Raw genomic sequence first — 18,027 nt, forward strand, 5'->3', positions numbered from 1 at the left:
GTCAGATACCCGCCATTTCATTCATCATTTTTTCGATATCGGACAAGCCGTCCTCGGTCAGCGACAGGCCGCTGCTGGCGAAGGCCTGAATAAATTCGTTCAACTGCGGTTTCTCGAAAATCAGGCGCAGCGGGATGTCGATCCCCAGGCCGGTGTGAATTCTGGAAATCAGTTGCGTGGCCAGCAGCGAATGGCCGCCCAGCTCGAAGAAATCGTCGCTCAGCCCGACGCGCTCGACTTTCAGCACGTCGGCCCAGATCGCAGCCATTTGCTGTTCCTGTTCAGTGGACGGCGCGACGTACTGGCGCTGCAATTGAGTGGCGTCCGGCGCGGGCAGCGCGCGGCGATCCAGCTTGCCATTGGCGGTCAGCGGCATGCTGTCCAGCACGATGAAGTGCGTCGGCACCATGTAATCCGGCAGCGACTCCTTGAGATGCGCCTTTAACAGCTCGCGCAGATGATCACTGCCCTGTTCAGCCACCAGATACGCCGCCAGTTGCTTGCCGGACGGGCCGTCAACGTCGATGACCACCGCTTCCTGAACACTATCGTGTTCCAGCAGGCAGGCTTCGATTTCGCCCAGCTCGATGCGCAGGCCGCGAATCTTCACCTGATGATCGATACGCCCGGCGTATTCGATCACGCCTTCGTCGCGATAACGCGCCAGGTCGCCGGTGCGGTAAAGCCGCCCGCCCTGCTCGTCGAACGGGTCCGGCACAAAACGCTCGGCGGTCAGCGCCGCACGGTTGTGATAACCGCGCGCCAGCCCAACGCCGCCCAGGTACAACTCTGCCGCAACACCTTGTGCGGCAGGCAGCAGGCCATCGTCCAGAATGTGGGTTTTCAGGTTGTCGATAGGGCGACCAATCGGCACGCTGAGCACGTCGTCCTTGGTGCAGGTCCAATGGGTCACGTCGATAGCCGCTTCGGTAGGGCCATATAGGTTGTACAGACCGGTCTGCGGTAGACGCTTGAGCACTTGGCCGACCAGTTCGGCAGGCAATGCTTCACCGCTGCAGACCACACGCTGCAGGCTGTTACAGCTTTCTACCTGCGGGTGAGTCAGAAACGCCTGCAGCATTGATGGCACAAAATGCAGGGTGGTGACCTGATGCTGGCGAATGGTCTGCACCAGCCGCTCGGGGTCGCGATGATCACCCGGCAGCGCCACTGCCAGACGTGCGCCGGTCAGCAACGGCCAGAAAAATTCCCAGACCGACACGTCGAAACTGAACGGGGTTTTCTGCAAAACGGTATCGGATTCATTCAGCCCGTAAGCCTTTTGCATCCAGTGCAGTCGGTTGACCAGGGCGCGATGGCTGTTGCCTGCGCCCTTGGGCTTGCCGGTCGAACCGGAGGTGTAAATGACGTAGGCCAGGTTCTGCGGATGACTGAGGCTGACCGGGTTGGCTGTGCTGTAACCTTCCAGCCAGTCGCCGTCCTGATCCAGACACATGCTCTGCACCTGAACCGGCAAGCGCTCCAGCAACGAAGTCTGGGTCAACAGCAAACCAATGCCGCTGTCCTGCATCATGTACGCCAGCCGATCCTCGGGGTAATCCGGGTCCAGCGGCACGTAAGCGCCACCGGCCTTGATGATCGCCAGCAGGCCGATGACCAGCTCCACGCTGCGATCGACACAGATGCCCACCAGCACATCCGGCCCGACGCCCGCTTCACGCAAGCGATGCGCAAGCTGATTGGCGCGGGCATTGAGTTGCGCGTAGCTCAGCTGTTCGGCTGCGAAAATCAGCGCGGGGGCGTCTGGCGTGACCAATACCTGGGCTTCGATCAGGCTGTGCAGGCAAAGCTCACGCGGGAATTGCGTAGCCGTGGCGTTCCACTCACGTACGATCTGCTGCTGTTCGGCAGCGTCAAGCATCGGCACATCAGCAATGCGCTGACCGGCATTGGCGCAAATGGCCTGCAGCAACGCGAGCCAGTGCCCGGCCATGCGTTCAATAGTGCTGCGCTCGAACAGCGCGGTGGCGTAGGTCAGGCCTGCGCTGAGGCCGCCGTCCTGTTCGGCGGTGTTCAGGGTCAGGTCGAACTGTGCCGGGTAGCTCTCCGACACCAGCGCCTCAACCTGCAAACCGGGCAACGCGCGCACTTCGCCGCTGGCCTGGCTCTGGTGATTGAACATCACCTGAAACAAAGGGCTGTGGCTGAGACTGCGTTGTGGTTGCAGGGCCTCGACCAGTTGTTCGAACGGCAGCTCCTGATGCGCCTGGGCTTGCAGCGCGGTGTGTTTGACCTGTTGCAGCAGCTCGCTGAAGGTTGTGTGCAAGTCAAATTCGGCGCGCAGCACCTGGGTGTTGACGAAAAAGCCGATCAAGCCTTCGGTTTCCGCGCGGGTGCGGTTGGCAATCGGCACACCGACACGAATGTCCGGCTGGGCGCTGTGGCGATGCAGCAAGGTCTGGAGTGACGCCAGCAACAGCATGAACAGTGTGACACCCTGTTGCCGCGCGACCTGTTTCAAGTCGTCGATCAACGCTGGCGCCAGTTCGACCGCCAGCCGCGCACCGACGTGGCTTTGCACGACCGAGCGTGGATGATCGGCAGGCAGCTCCAGAATCGGCTGCTGGTCGCCCAGTTGCTGCTTCCAGTACGCCAGTTGCCGTGCCTGCTCACCGGCGTCCATCCAGCTGCGTTGCCACAGCGCGTAGTCGGCGTATTGCATGTCCAATTCGGCGAGCAGCACTTCGCGGCCCTGGCTGTAGCCTTCGTACAGGCGCACCAGTTCATCGACCATGATCGGCATCGACCAGCCATCGGAGACGATGTGGTGCTGGGTCAGGATCAGCACGTGTTCATCGGCGGCCAGATTCAGCAGGCGAACGCGCAGCAGCGGACCCTGTTCCAGATCGAACGGGCGCTGCATTTCCTGCTCCACACAGGCCTCAAGGGTCTGCCCGGCGGGCACGGATTCAACCGTCAGGGTCAAGGCACGCGGCGCATGAATGATCTGCACTGCCTGTTCGCCCTGCTGGCGGAAGGTGGTGCGCAGGGTTTCGTGACGGGCGATCAGCGCGCTGAAACTGTGCTCCAGCGCCGCGATGTCCAGCGAGCCGCTCAGGCGCAGGGCTGCAGGAATCGTGTAAGCGGTGCTTTCAGGGTCGAGCTGCCAGAGAAACCACTGACGCTGCTGCGCGTAAGACAAGCCCAGTGGCTGGCTGCGGTCGGCCTTGATGAAGCGTGGCGCGTCATTGCCCTGCCCTGCGCCCGCCGCTTGGGCAAAGGCTGCCAGATCACGGGCTTCAAACAGGTCGCGTAACGAGAGTTCAACATCCAGTTGCTGACGAATACGCGAGATCACCTGCGTGGCCAGCAATGAATGGCCGCCGAGTTCGAAGAAATTGTCGCTGCGACCGACCTGCCCGATTTTCAGCACATCGGCCCAGATAGCTGCCAACTGCTCCTCCAATTCACCTTGCGGCGCGACGTAAGCCGGCTGCAACTGGCTGGCGTCCGGCGCTGGCAGCGCCTTGCGGTACAGCTTGCCGTTGGCGGTCAGCGGCAGCTTGTCGAGGAAGATGAAGTGGGTCGGCACCATGTATTCGGGCAGATTCGCACGGAGCTCGGCTTTCAGGGTTTCACGTAGCGCTTGTTGATCCTGGTCAGGCTGAGTCGGCAGCAGATACGCCGCCAGTTGCCCGTCCACGGCCAATACGACCACTTCGCGCACAGCCAAATGCGCTTGTAGCCGCGCTTCGATTTCGCCCAGTTCGATGCGGAAGCCACGGATCTTCACCTGATGGTCGATACGCCCGGCGTATTCGATGGTTCCTGCGGTTTTATAGCGGGCCAGATCGCCGGTGCGATACAGGCGGCCGCCTTCATTGGAGAACGGGTCTGGCACAAAGCGCTCAGCGGTCAGTGCACCACGGTTGTGATAACCCCGCGCCAGACCGGCATGGCCGATGTGCAGTTCGCCGCTGCAACCCTGGGCAACCGGGTTGAAGTCAGCGTCCAGCACGTACCACGACAGGTCCGGGATCGCTTCGCCAATCGGGCTGGCCGGATTGTGTGTATCGGCCAGGGTTATGGGCCTGTAGGTCACATGCACGGTGGTTTCGGTGATCCCGTACATGTTGATCAGTTGCGGCGTCTGCTCGCCGAAACGTGCGAACCAGGGTCTCAGGCTGGCAAAGTCCAGCGTCTCTCCGCCGAAGATGACTTTTTGTAACGACATCGGCACAGGCGAATCACAGGCCACACGCATCAGTTGCTTGAAGGCGGATGGCGTCTGGTTAAGCACCGTGACCTGCTGTCCAACCAGCAGCGCATGGAACTCTTCCGGCGAACGGGTTACCTCGCGAGGCACGATTACCAGTCGGCCACCGTGCAGCAGCGCGCCGAAGATTTCCCAGACCGAGAAGTCGAAGGCGAACGAATGGAACAGCGTCCAGACGTCTTTTTCGTTGAACTTGAACCAGTCATCGGTAGCCGCAAACAGGCGCATCAGGTTGTGATGAGCCAGCAAGGTGCCTTTCGGCTTACCGGTCGAACCCGAGGTGTAGATCACGTAGGCCAGGTTGTCCGGCGCGGTCCGGTTGATCGGGTTTTCGGTGCTGTAGCCATCTAGCGTATCCGCCAGATCCAGCGTCTGAACATGCGCAGGAATCGGCAGTTTGTCGAGCAGATGCGCCTGGGTCAGCAACAATTCGATACCGCTGTCCTGCATCAGGAAGCTCAAGCGATCCTGCGGGTAATCCGGGTCCAGCGGCACGTACGCGCCCCCGGCCTTGAGGATCGCCAGCATCCCCACAATCATCTCCAGACTGCGCTCAGCCGCAAGCCCCACGCGAACATCCGGGCCGACGCCCTGCTCACGCAGTTTGTGGGCCAGTTGGTTGGCGCGGCTGTTGAGCTGCTGATAGCTCAATTGCTCGGCACCCAAGCTCAGGGCAATGGCCTGCGGCGTGCGTTCTGCCTGGGTTTCGATGCGTTGATGGGCGCACTGCTCAGTCGGGTAAACCGCCAGATTCTGGTTCCAGTCGCGCAGAGTACTCTGCCGCTCTTCAACGCTCAACAATGGCAAGTCGGCGATGCGCTGATTGGCGTCGCGGCACATGCCGGTCAGCAGGTTGCGCCAGTGCCCGGCCATACGCTCGATGGTTGTGGCGTCGAACAGGTCGGTGGCGTAGGTCAATGCAGCAGACAGGCCGTTCTGGCGTTCGCAAGTGTCCAGGGTCAGGTCGAACTGCGCGGTGTGCTTGTCGGACACCTGATACTCCAGGCGCAGACCGGCCAGCTCGCGGGCTTCGTTGTAGCCTTCGCTCTGGTGGTTGTAGGCCACTTGAAACAGCGGGCTGCGGCTCAGGTCGCGCTGCGGCTGCAAGGCTTCGACCAGTTGCTCGAACGGCAGGTCCTGATGGGCCTGGGCCTGCACGGCAGTCTGTTTGATCTGTTGCAGCAGGTCGGCCACGGTGGTCTGCGCGCCGAACTCGGCCTTGAGCACCTGGGTATTGACGAAGAAGCCGATCAGCCCTTGGGTTTCACTGCGGGTGCGGTTGGCGACAGGCACACCAACGCGTATATCGGCCTGACCGCTGTAGCGGTGCAGCAAGGTTTGCAACGACGCCAGCAACAGCATGAACAGGGTGATGCCCTGCTGCCGCGCCAGTGCCTTGAGGGTGTTCAGCAGCGCAGCGTCCAGCTCGACGTTCAGTCGCGCGCCGTCGTAGCTGCGCAGCGCCGGGCGCGGTCGATCGGTGGGTAATTCAAGAATCGGCTGCTGATCGCCCAGTTGCTGCTTCCAGTAAGCCAGCTGGCGCTCCTGCTCACCCATTTCCAGCCAGTTGCGCTGCCAGATGGCGTAGTCGGCGTACTGGATTGGCAGTTGGGCCAGTTCGGCCTCGCGACCCAGCGAGGCGGCCTGATAGCACTGCATCAGCTCGTCAACCATGATCGGCATCGACCAGCCATCGGAGACGATGTGGTGCTGAGTCAGCACCAGCACGTGTTCCTGTTCGCTCAGTTCAAGCAGCCTGACCCGCAACAGCGGCCCATGTTGCAGATCGAAAGGCCGCTGTACTTCCAGATCAACATAGCTTTCGACCGTTTCGCCCAGCGCCAGTTGATCAACGTTGAGCGCAAACGGCGACGCGGGATGCACCACCTGCAACGCCTCGTCGCCCTGCTGTTCAAACGTGGTGCGCAGGGTTTCGTGACGCTCGATCAGCTGTTCAACGCTGCGCCGCAACGCCTCGACATCCAGCGCGCCATGCAGGCGCAGCGCCAGCGGAATGTTGTAGGCCGCGCTGTGCGGTTCCAGTTGCCAGATGATCCATTGCCGCTGCTGCGCATACGACAGCGCAGACGCTGCCGGCGTCTCTCGTCTGGCAATCGGCGTGACCCCGTAGAGATTCACCCCCTGGCGCTTGAGCAGGATCGCCAGCGCCTTGCGTTCACGGGCGGACAGCGATTTAACGGAGTCAAGCAACTGTTGCACTGGGGTCTCTCCTGCTAAGCAATCAAATTATCAATTTCCTCCGCTGATAAACGTTTGAGTGCCTCCAGTGATTTAGTCAATTCGTCCAGTGCATGATCACTTTCGCCATTTTTTTCTTGCAGCGCGGCGCAGAAGTCAGCCAGCACCGGCTGTTCGAACAGGTCCTTGAGGCCTACCTCGCGCTGTAACTGCTCGCGAACCCGCACCAGCATCTGCACCGCCAACAGCGAATGGCCACCGAGTTCGAAGAAATTATCGCTGCGCCCGATCTGATCAATCTTGAGCACATCGGCCCAGATTGCTGCCAGTTGCTGCTCCAGCTCGCCTTGCGGCGCGACGTAGGCCGCCTGCAATTGGCTGGCGTCCGGCGCTGGCAGCGCCTTGCGGTCCAGTTTGCCGTTGGCCGTCAGGGGCAGCTTGTCGAGGAAGATGAAGTGGGTCGGCACCATGTATTCGGGCAGATTCGCACGGAGCTCGGCTTTCAGGGTTTCACGCAAAGTTTGCTGATCCTGATCAGGCTGAGTCGGCAACAGGTACGCCGCCAGTTGCCCTTCGATGGCCAATACGATCACTTCACGCACAGCCGAATGCGCTTGTAGCCGCGCTTCGATTTCGCCCAGTTCGATGCGGAAGCCACGGATCTTCACCTGATGGTCGATACGCCCGGCGTATTCGATGGTTCCTGCGGTTTTATAGCGGGCCAGATCGCCGGTGCGATACAGGCGGCCGCCTTCATTGGAGAACGGGTCTGGCACAAAGCGCTCAGCGGTCAGTGCAGCACGGTTGTGATAACCCCGCGCCAGACCGGCATGGCCGATGTGCAGTTCGCCGCTGCAACCCTGGGCAACCGGGTTGAAGTCAGCGTCCAGCACGTACCACGACAGGTCCGGGATCGCTTCGCCAATCGGGCTGGCCGGATTGTGTGTATCGGCCAGGGTTATGGGCCTGTAGGTCACATGCACGGTGGTTTCGGTGATCCCGTACATGTTGATCAGTTGCGGCGTCTGATCGCCAAAACGGGTGAACCAGGGTTTCAGGCTGGCGACGTCCAGCGTCTCTCCGCCGAAGATGACTTTTTGTAACGACATCGGCACAGGCGAATCACAGGCCACACGCATCAGTTGCTTGAAGGCGGATGGCGTCTGGTTAAGCACCGTGACCTGCTGTTCAACCAGCAGCGCATGGAACTCTTCCGGCGAACGGGTTACTTCGCGAGGCACGATTACCAGTCGGCCACCGTGCAGCAGCGCGCCGAAAATCTCCCAGACCGAGAAGTCGAAGGCGAATGAATGGAACAGCGTCCAGACGTCTTTTTCGTTGAACTTGAACCAGTTATCCGTAGCCGCGAACAGGCGCATCAGGTTGTGATGAGCGAGCAAGGTGCCTTTCGGTTTGCCGGTCGAACCGGAGGTGTAAATCACGTAGGCCAGGTTGTCTGGCGAGGTCTGGTTGACCAGATTTTCCGAGCTGTAGCCATCTAGCGCATCCGCCAGATCCAGCGTCTGAACATGCGTAGGAATCGGCAACTGGCCCAGCAACTGCGTTTGGGTCAGCAACAATTCGATACCGCTGTCGTGCATCAGAAAACTCAGGCGATCCTGCGGGTAATCCGGGTCCAGCGGCACGTACGCGCCCCCGGCCTTGAGGATCGCCAGCATCCCCACAATCATCTCCAGACTGCGCTCGGCAGCCAGCCCGACGCGAACATCCGGGCCGACGCCCTGCTCACGCAGTTTATGGGCCAGTCGATTCGCGCGGCGGTTGAGCTGTTGATAGCTCAACTGCTCGCCACCGAAGCTCAGCGCAATGGCCTGCGGGGTGCGTTCAGCCTGGGTTTCGATGCGCTGATGGGCGCAGTGCTCGCTCGGGTAACGCTGCACGGTTTGCGTCCAGACGGCTGGCAGGGCCAGTTCGCCAAGACACGCCGTTGCTGATGCACTAAGGCACTGCAGCAGGTGATCGAAGTGCGCCGCCAGTTGCAGAATGCCTTCGGCACTGAAGTGTTGCCGGTCGTAACTGAAACGTACCGACAACACGTCTTTGGCCTCGACCACCAGGGTCAGCGGGTAATGCGCTTGCTCCTGATTGCGCAGGTCGCTGAAGACAAGACCGTCCGGCGCACGCTGCAATGCTTCGGACACCGGGTAGTTTTCAAACACCAGAATGTTATCGAACAACGCCTCGCCACTGTTGCGTGCCCAACGCTGGATGTCATACAGCGGCGTGTGTTCATGTTCGCGCAGGGCGATGTTTTTCGCCTGCACCTGCTGCACCCAGTCGCCGACGGTCTGTTCCGAACGCGGGCTGGCGATCACCGGCAGGGTGTTGATGAACAAGCCCAGTTGCTCTTCGACGCCCGACAATTCAGCCGGACGCCCGGCCACCGTGGCGCCAAAGGTCACGCTGGACTGGCCGGTGTAGCGTTGCAGCAGCAACAGCCAGGCAGATTGCACCAGCGTATTGAGGGTCACGTGCTGCTCGCGGGCAAACTCGTTCAAGCGGCGAGTGCCGTCGGCGTCGATCAGCTGAATGTAATCGCCATAGCCCTGCTGATCGGTTGATGTTTTGAAAGCTTGCAACAAGCGGCTCGGCTCATCCAGTTCGGCCAGCTCTGCGGTCCAGAAGCGCTCGCTGACATCAGCGTCCTGATCCTGCAACCACTGGATGTAATCGCGGTAACGCCCCGCCTGTTTCGGCGGCATCTGACCGCTGTAGCGTTGCAGCACTTCGCCCAGCAGGCGCGAGCTGCTCCAGCCGTCCATCAAGATGTGATGGCTGGTGTAGATCAGTTGCCAGCTGTCAGTGGTAGTGCGTACCACCGCCAGACGCAACAGCGGCCCCTGCGCCAGATCGAAGCCCTGTTGACGATCGGCCTGCGCCCAGTCGTCCAGCCAGTTTCCCGGGTTGCCACGCGCATCCAGCTCGACAAAAGGCAGCGTCACCTGACGCTGTACTACTTGCAGCAACTGCTCGCTCTGGCTGACAAAACAGCTGCGCAGCACCTCGTGATTATTGACCGCTGATTGCCAGGCGTTGTGGAATCGCGGCACATCCAGCCCACTGATGTTCACCCGCATCTGATTGATGTAGTTGCCCGCGCCTGCGTCGAACAACGAGTGAAACAGCATGCCCTGCTGCATCGGTGACAAGGGGTAAATGTCTTCGATCTCGCCCGCCGCAATCGGCAGCGCATCGAGTTGTGCCTGAGTGAGATGCGCCAGCGGGAAGTCAGACGGCGTGACGCCTTGATGCCCGGCGATGCAGTGTTCGATCAGCGTGGTCAGCGCCTGCTCGTAACGGCGCGCCAGGGTGTCGATGGTCGAGGCCTGATACACCCCGCGGCTGAAGGTCCAGTCCAGTTGCAACTGGCCATCGAACACCTGACCGTTGAGGCTCAGCCAGTTGCCCAGCGGGCCGTCTTCGCACAGCGCTACACCGACACTGTCGGCGCTTGGCACGAACAGCGTGCCTTGTTGCTCATTGAAGGTGCCGTCGAACTGGCCCAGGTAATTGAACGTGACCCGCGCCTGGGGCAGCGCGGCCAATGGCTGCGCAAACGTCGAGTCAGCCATATGACGCAATACGCCGTAACCAATGCCTTTGTTCGGCACGGCACGCAACTGTTCTTTGATGCCGCACAGGCTTGCACCCGGCGCGATTTGCGGCGTGAGACGCACCGGAAACAGACTGCTGAACCAGCCGACAGTGCGGCTCAGGTCAGTGTCGTCAAACAGGTCTTCGCGGCCATGCCCTTCCATCTGCACCAGCACCGACGGCTGTTGGCTCCACTCGCACAGCACTTGCGCCAGCGCGGTCAGCAGCAGGTCGTTGACCTGCGTGCGATAGGCGGCAGGCGCGACTTTCAGCAGTTTGTGGGTCAGGTCCTTGCTCAGCCATGACGAGGCATGGGCCGCATCGCGAGTGCGCATCGAGCCTTCGGGCTTGTCGCGGGGCAGCGGTTGGTCTGCGCCCTGTAAAGCGCGCAGCCAGTAATCGCGCTCGGCCGTCAGCACGGCGCCGGTCGCATACTGCTGCAATTGCTCGGCCCAACGCTGAAGCGACGTGGTTTTCGCTGCCAGCGTCAGCGGCCGACAGGCTGCCAGCGCGGCATAAGCCTGTTGCAGGTCTTCCAGCAGCACCCGCCAGGACACGCCGTCCACCACCAAATGGTGAATCACCAACAACAACCGTTGCTCACCCTGTGGCAGGTTGACCAGCACTGCGCGCAGCAACGGACCGTTTTTCAGGTCCAGGCTGCGTTGTGCTTCGTTAGCCAGTTCGGTCAATCGTTCAGGGCTGTCCAATTCGTGAACCCAAAGCAAATCCCGAGTGTTCAGCGCGCCGAACGTGGCTTGCCACTGGCCGTTCTGTTGCGTGAAACCGAGACGCAGCGCGTCGTGCTGTTCGATCAGCGCGGCCAGTGCAGCTTGAAGGTGAGTCGCATCCAGCGTTTGCAGAGGCTTGAGCATCAGCGCCTGATTCCAGTGCTGGCGCTGGGGGATGTCCAGCTCGAAGAAGCGCGCCTGAATCGGCAGCAACGGCAGTACTCCGCTGACCTGTTCCAGCACGGCGGCGGGCTTTTTCTCGATCAATTTAGCCACGGAAGCCAACTGACCGATGGTCTGTTTTTCGAACAACTGCTTGGGGCTGAGCTTGATACCCTGGCGTTTGGCGCGGGCGATGATTTGCAGGCTGAGGATTGAATCGCCGCCCAGTTCGAAGAAGTTGTCGGTGCTGCCGACCTTATCCAGTTTCAACACGTCGGCCCACACGGCGGCGAGCTTTTCCTCGATCTCGCCAACTGGCGCGGTATAGCGCTGTTTGATCACGCCCGGTTTGGGCAAGGCGCGCTTGTCGAGTTTGCCGTTTGCGGTCAGCGGCAGTTGCTCCAGCAGCAGGATCTGCGCGGGCACCATGTAGTCGGGCAAGCGCGCCGTCAGTTGCTCGCGCAGGCTGTCGACAGTCAGGCTGGCAGCGGCTGCCGCGACGCAATAGGCCACCAGTTGCAGGCGCGATTCGTCCTCATCGACAGGTAACGCCAGCACACTGACTTGCGCGACCGAAGTCAGGCTCAGCAGCACCCGCGCCACTTCAGCAGGTTCGACACGATAGCCGCGCACTTTGACCTGATCGTCGGCGCGACCGATGAATTCCAGCAAGCCCTGATGATTGCGCCGCATGCGGTCGCCGCTGCGGTAAACGCGGGAGCCATCCTGGGCAAACGGGTCCGGTACGAAGCGTTCGGCAGTCAGCGCAGGCTGGCCGATGTAGCCCGACGCAACGCTATCGCCACCGATGTACAGCTCTCCGGCCACCTGCGTGGCGGCGGGGTTGAGCACGTCATCCAGCACGTAAGCGCTGGCCCCCGGCAATGGCGCGCCGACCGGTACCTTGGCGGGTTCTTGTGGGAGCGTGTCCACGTTCAATTTTTGATCAAGGCATGATGACGCTGGCACCTCGTGGGTCAGTACGCCGACGGTGGTTTCGCTCGGTCCATAGTGATTGATGATTCGGCAACCCGGCTTGAGCTGACGGACCTGCTCGACCAGCGCAGGCGAACAGGCTTCGCCGCCGACGATCAGCGCATGCAGCGGCAGTACATCGGCAGGTCGCGCCGCCTGCAGCAGTGCGGCTAGATGACCTGGGACGATTTTCAGCACACCGACCTGATGCTCGGCCATGTACGCGGCAAAGGCGTCCGGGTCGAAACCCAGTGATTCGGTCAGTACGTGCAAGGTTCGCCCTGAACACAGCGCGCCGAACAGCACGGTATGCCCCAGGTCGGCGGCGATGGTCGAGACCAGCGCCATGCTCGCCTCGGGGGCCAGTTGCAACTGCTCAAGCACGCCACGCACGTAACTGGCCAGCGCGCCCTGGCTGACCACTACGCCTTTGGGCTGACCGGTGGAGCCGGAGGTGTGAATCACGTACGCCGCCGACTCAGCTGACAACAGAGTCTCGGGGCAACTGGTCGGCAAGTCCTGCCACTGCGTAGTTGTCCAAGCCAGACCCTGACAGCCAGCAACCTCCAGCGAAGTTTCTCGCACGTCGCCTGCGGCACACAACAGTACTTTTGCCCGGGCATTGCTCAGCATCTGTTGCAGGCGTGCATCGGGGGCTTTGACGTCCAGCGGCATGTACACGCCACCGGCCTTGAAGATCGCCAGCACCGCCGTCAGCCAGTCCAGCGAGCGCTCCATCAATACCGCGACCGGCTGGCCTTCGCGGACACCCAGTCCGATCAGGTGATGAGCCAGCTGATTGGCCGCCTGATCCAGCACCCGAGTGCTCAAGGTGCGGTCCAGGCAGCGGGCGGCCAGCGCATCGGGATGCGTCTGGACCTGCCGATCCCAGAGTTGCAACACCTGAGGCGCAGGCTCACGAACTTCGCGCGGCAGCTCGACCGCCAGCGCGCCAAGGCTGAACAGTGGCACATCCGGTGCATTGAGCAGGGTCTTGAACAGGTCGAGCAATTCGGGGAAGAAGCCCTCGACGGTTGCACGCCGATACAGGTCGCTGGCGTAGGTCATGTCACCGTGGATCAGCGTGCCGTCGTCGGTAATGTCCAGCGCCAGGTCGAAATGCGCGCCCTGCTTTTCAAAGGCATATTCACTGACCTCCAGCCCCGCCAGCTTGAGGGCGGTCTTCTGCTTGAGGACCACGTTCTGGTTGAACTTGGCCTGAAACAACGGGTTATGGCCCAGGCTGCGCTCTGGCGCGAGGTGATCGACCAGTTGCTCGAATGGCACGTCCTGATGCGCCTGCGCGCCGAACGAGGTGTCGCGAATCTGCGCTAGCAAATCGAGGTAGCTCAGGCGCTCATCTATCTGGCAGCGCAGCACCTGAGTGTTGATGAAGAAGCCGATCAACCCTTCGGTTTCCGCCCGACCACGGTTGGCGTTGGGCACGCCGATGCGGATATCGCGCTGCCCGGCCTTGCGCGACAAAAACAACGAAAAACCGGCCAGCACCAGCATGAACAGGCTCATGCCTTGGGTGCGGGCGAAGGTATTGAGTTGGTGCGACAACTCAGCGCCGAAATCGAAGCGCAGGTGCTCGCCCTGAAAGCTTTGCGTGACCGGACGCGGGAAGTCCTGCGCGGCGTCCAGCAGCGGCTGCTCGTCGCCCAACTGGCCGCGCCAGTACTCCAGTTGGCGCTCGCCCTCGCCCGCCTCCAGCCAGCGGCGCTGCCAGATGGCGTAGTCGGCGTATTGCAGCGGCAACGCCGACAGACTCGGTTCGCGACCTTCGACATACGCCTGATAACAGTGGACAAACTCCTGAATCATCACGTCCATCGACCAGCCGTCGGAGACGATGTGGTGCATGTTCACCACCAGCACATGCTCGTCGCTGGCGAGGCGGAACAGGTGCGCACGCAGCAACGGGCCTGTGCGCAGGTCGAACGGCTGGCTGGTGAGCGTGGTCACTTGCAGCGCCAGTTCAGCGTCACGCAATTCGCTATCGGCCAGAACCGACAGGTCAATGCTGTCCAGCGCGATGCTCTGGTTGTACAGCAGCACTTGCAGCGCCTGATCGCCATCGGTCTGGAACACCGTGCGCAATACTTCGTGGCGTTCGATCAAGTGATCGAACGCGCGGCGCAAGGCCGACTCGTTCAGCGGGCCTTGTAAACGCAGGCCGGTGGTCATCTTGTAGGCGTCGCTCAGCGGGTCGAGCTGCCAGAGGAACAGCAGACGTTGCTGGGCAAATGACAGTGGAATCGCGCTGAAATCATGACGACTGACCGGCACCGGCAATAGACTGAAATCCTTGCCGTCCTGACGCAGGCGGGCAAGGAACTGTTGGCGTTGTTCTAACGAAAGACCGACAAAACGTTTCGCGATACGTGCAGCTGTGGTCCCGGTCATGCGCCAAATTCCTCCAGTGAATCCATGAACTGGTCCATGTCGCTCCAGTCGTTATCCGTTGTGTTGTCAGTCAGCAGTGCCACTTCGGTGGCGAGTTCGCCCAGCAGCGGTTTCTCGAAGAGGACACGCAGCGGCAGGCTGATACCGAGCCGGGTCTTGATCCGGGCAATGACCTGTGCGGCAAGCAACGAATGGCCGCCCAGTTCGAAAAAGTGATCGTCCAGCCCGACCTGCTGCGCGTGCAGGACTTCCTGCCAGATAGCCGCCAGGCAGATTTCCACCTCGCTGTGCGGCGCGCGATAACGGGCCTGCAACTGGCTGGCGTCAGGTGCAGGCAACGCCTTGCGGTCCAGTTTGCCGCTGGGCGTGAGTGGCAATTGCGCTAGCAGCAACCAGTGTGTCGGCACCATGTAATCCGGCAGGCTGGCTTGCAGCTGACCCTTGATGCTCTGGCGCAAAGCCATTTGTTCGGTATCGCTGTTTGCCACGACACTTGGCACTACGTAGGCGACCAGTTGCGCACTGCCGGCCAGCGCAACCGCCAGTACCGCCGCTTCGCGCACGCCCGTGCACTGCTGCAGGCGCGATTCGATTTCGCCCAGTTCGATACGGAAACCGCGAATTTTCACCTGATGATCGACCCGGCCGATGTACTCGATGGCGCCATCAGCGCGCAGTCGGGCACGGTCGCCAGTGCGGTACAGGCGCTCGCCGGCAACGAACGGATCCGCCACGAAACGCTCGGCGCTCAGGCCTGGCTGGGCGTGATAACCCCGTGCCAGACCCGGCCCGCCGATGTACAGCTCGCCCAGCGCGCCTTGCGGCAGCAGGTTCAGTTGATCGTCGAGCACGTACAAACGACGCCCCGCCAGGCCTTTGCCGATCGGCACGCCGCGCCACGACACCTGCTCCGGGGTCAGCGCGCTGCAATCGTGGATGCTCGACACCACCGTGGCTTCGGTCGGGCCGTAGGTGTTGAGCAGGCGTACATGGCCCAGCCCGGCCTTGTGCCACAGGCGCAGACCTTCAACAGCCATCGCCTCACCGCCGACATGAACCTGTCGTAGCGAGCCGTAATGCGTGGGCGGGCTGGCGGCAAAATCCTGAGCCAGGGTCAGCCAGTAGGCTGCTGGCAAGTCGGCCAGGGTCACGCCGTGTTCGAAGACGGCCTGATGGAAAGTGGTGCTGTCCCATAGGCGCTCGTCACGCATTACCACGGCAGCACCGCGACACAGCGGCGGATAGAACTGCTCGACAAAACCGTCGAAACTCTGTGTGGCAAATTGCAGGACCCGGTCGCCCTCGCGCAGGTCGCTGTAGTGCGCGCCCAAGGTTACAAATTCAGCCAGTGCGCCATGACTGATCGCCACGCCTTTTGCGCCGACCGGTCGACCCCGAGGTATAGATCACGTAGGCCAGACTGGCCGGATTGATTGCGCCGTCCGGGTTGTGCGTGCTGGCTTGTGCGCTGCTCATATGATCGATACACAGGTACTGAATGCCAGCCAGCTCAGGCAGTTTCGCTCGTTGTTCACTGTGGGTCAGCAGCAGCTTCAAGCCGCTGCCTTGCAGCACGTGACGCATGCGCTCACCCGGCGCGCTCAGGTCCAGCGGTACGTAGGCACCGCCGGCTTTTAGTACAGCAAGAAGCGCGACCGGCATATCCAGCGAGCGGCCCAGCGCCACGCCGACCAGCACGTCCGGGCCAACGCCCTGCTCGCGCAATTGCCAGGCCAGACGGTTGCTGCGCTCATTCAGTTCGGCGTAAGTCAGGCTGGGTGACTGGCCTTCTTGAGCGAGGATCAATGCCGGGGCATTCGGCGTCTGCTTCACCTGAACTTCAAACTGGCGATGCGCAGGGACTGTGACGTCGGCTTTGGCAGCGCTGTCGACAGCCAGCAGGTGCGTGCGCTCATCAGCCGACAACATCGACAGCTCGGCAATGGTTTGCAGCGGATCAGCGCAGACCGACGCCAAAAGGTTACGCCAGTGATCAGCCAGACGAACGATAGTCGCCTGGTCAAAAATGTCGGTGGCGTAAGTAAAGGCGGCGTTCAGCTGTTCGCCTTCACCGCTGGTGGCGAGCATCAGGTCACTGGCAGCGGCGTGCGAGCGCTGGGCCAGTGCTTGTTGCTCGGCGGGCAGATTGGCCACGCGCAGGCCGCCGCTCAGTTGCTTGTCCAGCAAGTCGGCCACCACCGGTTGGTGATTGAACATCACCTGGAACAGCGGGTTGTGGCTTTGGCTTCGCTCGGGCTGCAAGGCGTCGATGATGGCGTCGAATGGCAGTTCCTGATGCGCCTGGGCACCGGTCGAGGCATCGCGCACGGTGTGCAGCAAATCGACAAAGCGCGTCTGCGCCGTAACTTCACTGCGCAGTACCTGGGTGTTGATGAAGCAGCCGATCAGGCCTTCGGTTTCACTGCGCGTGCGGTTGGCGATCAGGCCGCCGACGCGAATATCGGTCTGCCCGCTGTAGCGATGCAGCAGGCTTTTGAAAGTCGCCAGCAGAACCACGAACAGGGTCACACCCTGTCGTTGCGCGAGATTTTTCAGGCTGCGCAACAGTTCGGGCGCAAGCGCCAGCTCTAGGCGCGCGCCGTCGTGGCTGGGCAGTGCCGGGTACGGACGGTCTGTGGGCAATTCCAGTACAGGGTGTTCTGTGCCCAGGTGCTCGCGCCAGTAATCCAGTTGGCGCTCTTGTTCGCCAGCCTCCAGCCAGCTGCGCTGCCAGACGGCGTAATCGCGGTACTGCACAGCCAATGGTTCAAAGGGCAGCGGCTTGCCAGCCAGCAGCGCGTCGTAACCGCGCAGCCATTCGTCGATCAGCACGTTCATCGACCAGCCGTCAGTGATCATGTGGTGCAGGTTGAGCAGCAGCAGATGTTCTTGCTCGGCGAGGCGCAACACCTGCACCGTAAACAGCGGCCCACGCTGCAAGTCGAAGGTCTGCGCCGACTGTTCGGCCATCGCCTGCCGCGCACTCGCCCAGCGCTGCTCGAGCGGTAGCGGGCTCATGTCGATCAGACGAATGTTTACGGGTGATGGCGGTGCAACACGCTGAAACGCACGGTCGCCGTCCTGACCGAAGGTGGTGCGCAGGCTTTCATGACGCTCGACCAGCGCACTGAACGCCCGCTCCAGCAGCGGCAGCTCCAGCGGGCCGTTCAGGCACACCGACATCGGCAGGTTGTAGGCTGCGCTGTGCGGGTCCAGCTGCCAGAGAAACCACATGCGTTGCTGGGCATAAGACAGCCCGTCACGCTCGGCCAGCCCTGCACAGGAAGGGATCGGGAACAGCGAGAAATCCATGTTCTCCTTGCGCATGCCATCGAGAAACAGGCGACGTTTTTCAAGGGGCAACTCGACAAAACGACGAGCGAGTTTCTGGGCGTGTTCGGGGTTCATGGGTCGATCCTTGCTGAATGGGGCTGACCGTCGGGCGGGGTCGTATCAACAAGAACGAATTGGCGGGGAAATATTTAGAAAGGTTTGTAGTGGTGACAGCTGGGCACCTATCGTCCCCTGCGCTCCAGCGTGGCGATGCCTTGCATGAGGCCCCGCGTCACATATATACACCGCGCCGCAGATTCAGGACCGGACGCTGAGCGTCCAGAACTGCATACCGACGCAGAGCGTCGGCACGATAGTTGGTCAGTTAGACACCTATCGTCCCTCACGCTCCAGCGTGGGGATGCC

2 protein-coding genes and 1 pseudogene are annotated in these 18,027 nt (G+C 61.6%); all 3 read right to left on the reverse strand.

Annotated elements, in window-relative coordinates; all coding sequences use genetic code 11:
• Position 1: 1 nt before the first annotated feature.
• Positions 2-6,457 carry a non-ribosomal peptide synthetase gene (locus I9H09_RS15920; protein ID WP_248972578.1) on the reverse strand — a complete coding sequence of 2,152 codons (6,456 nt, stop codon included), beginning with the start codon at positions 6,455-6,457 and terminating at the stop codon, positions 2-4.
• 14 nt (positions 6,458-6,471) lie between these two features.
• Positions 6,472-14,328, reverse strand: coding sequence for a non-ribosomal peptide synthetase (locus tag I9H09_RS15925; protein ID WP_236502239.1), 7,857 nt, complete (start codon positions 14,326-14,328; stop codon positions 6,472-6,474).
• Positions 14,325-17,736 (reverse strand): annotated as a pseudogene (locus tag I9H09_RS15930) (amino acid adenylation domain-containing protein). The gene I9H09_RS15925 and the pseudogene I9H09_RS15930 overlap by 4 nt, the downstream one beginning before the upstream one ends.
• Positions 17,737-18,027 lie beyond the last annotated feature (291 nt).

Origin of the sequence: Pseudomonas tremae (assembly GCF_023278125.1) — a bacterium.
Classification (GTDB): Bacteria; Pseudomonadota; Gammaproteobacteria; order Pseudomonadales; family Pseudomonadaceae; genus Aquipseudomonas; species Aquipseudomonas tremae.

What these genes read in the sequence shown, in the direction of transcription:
- I9H09_RS15925 (WP_236502239.1), bottom strand. Translation starts at nt 14,328, where the DNA reads ATGACCGGGACCACAGCTGCACGTATCGCGAAACGTTTTGTCGGTCTT.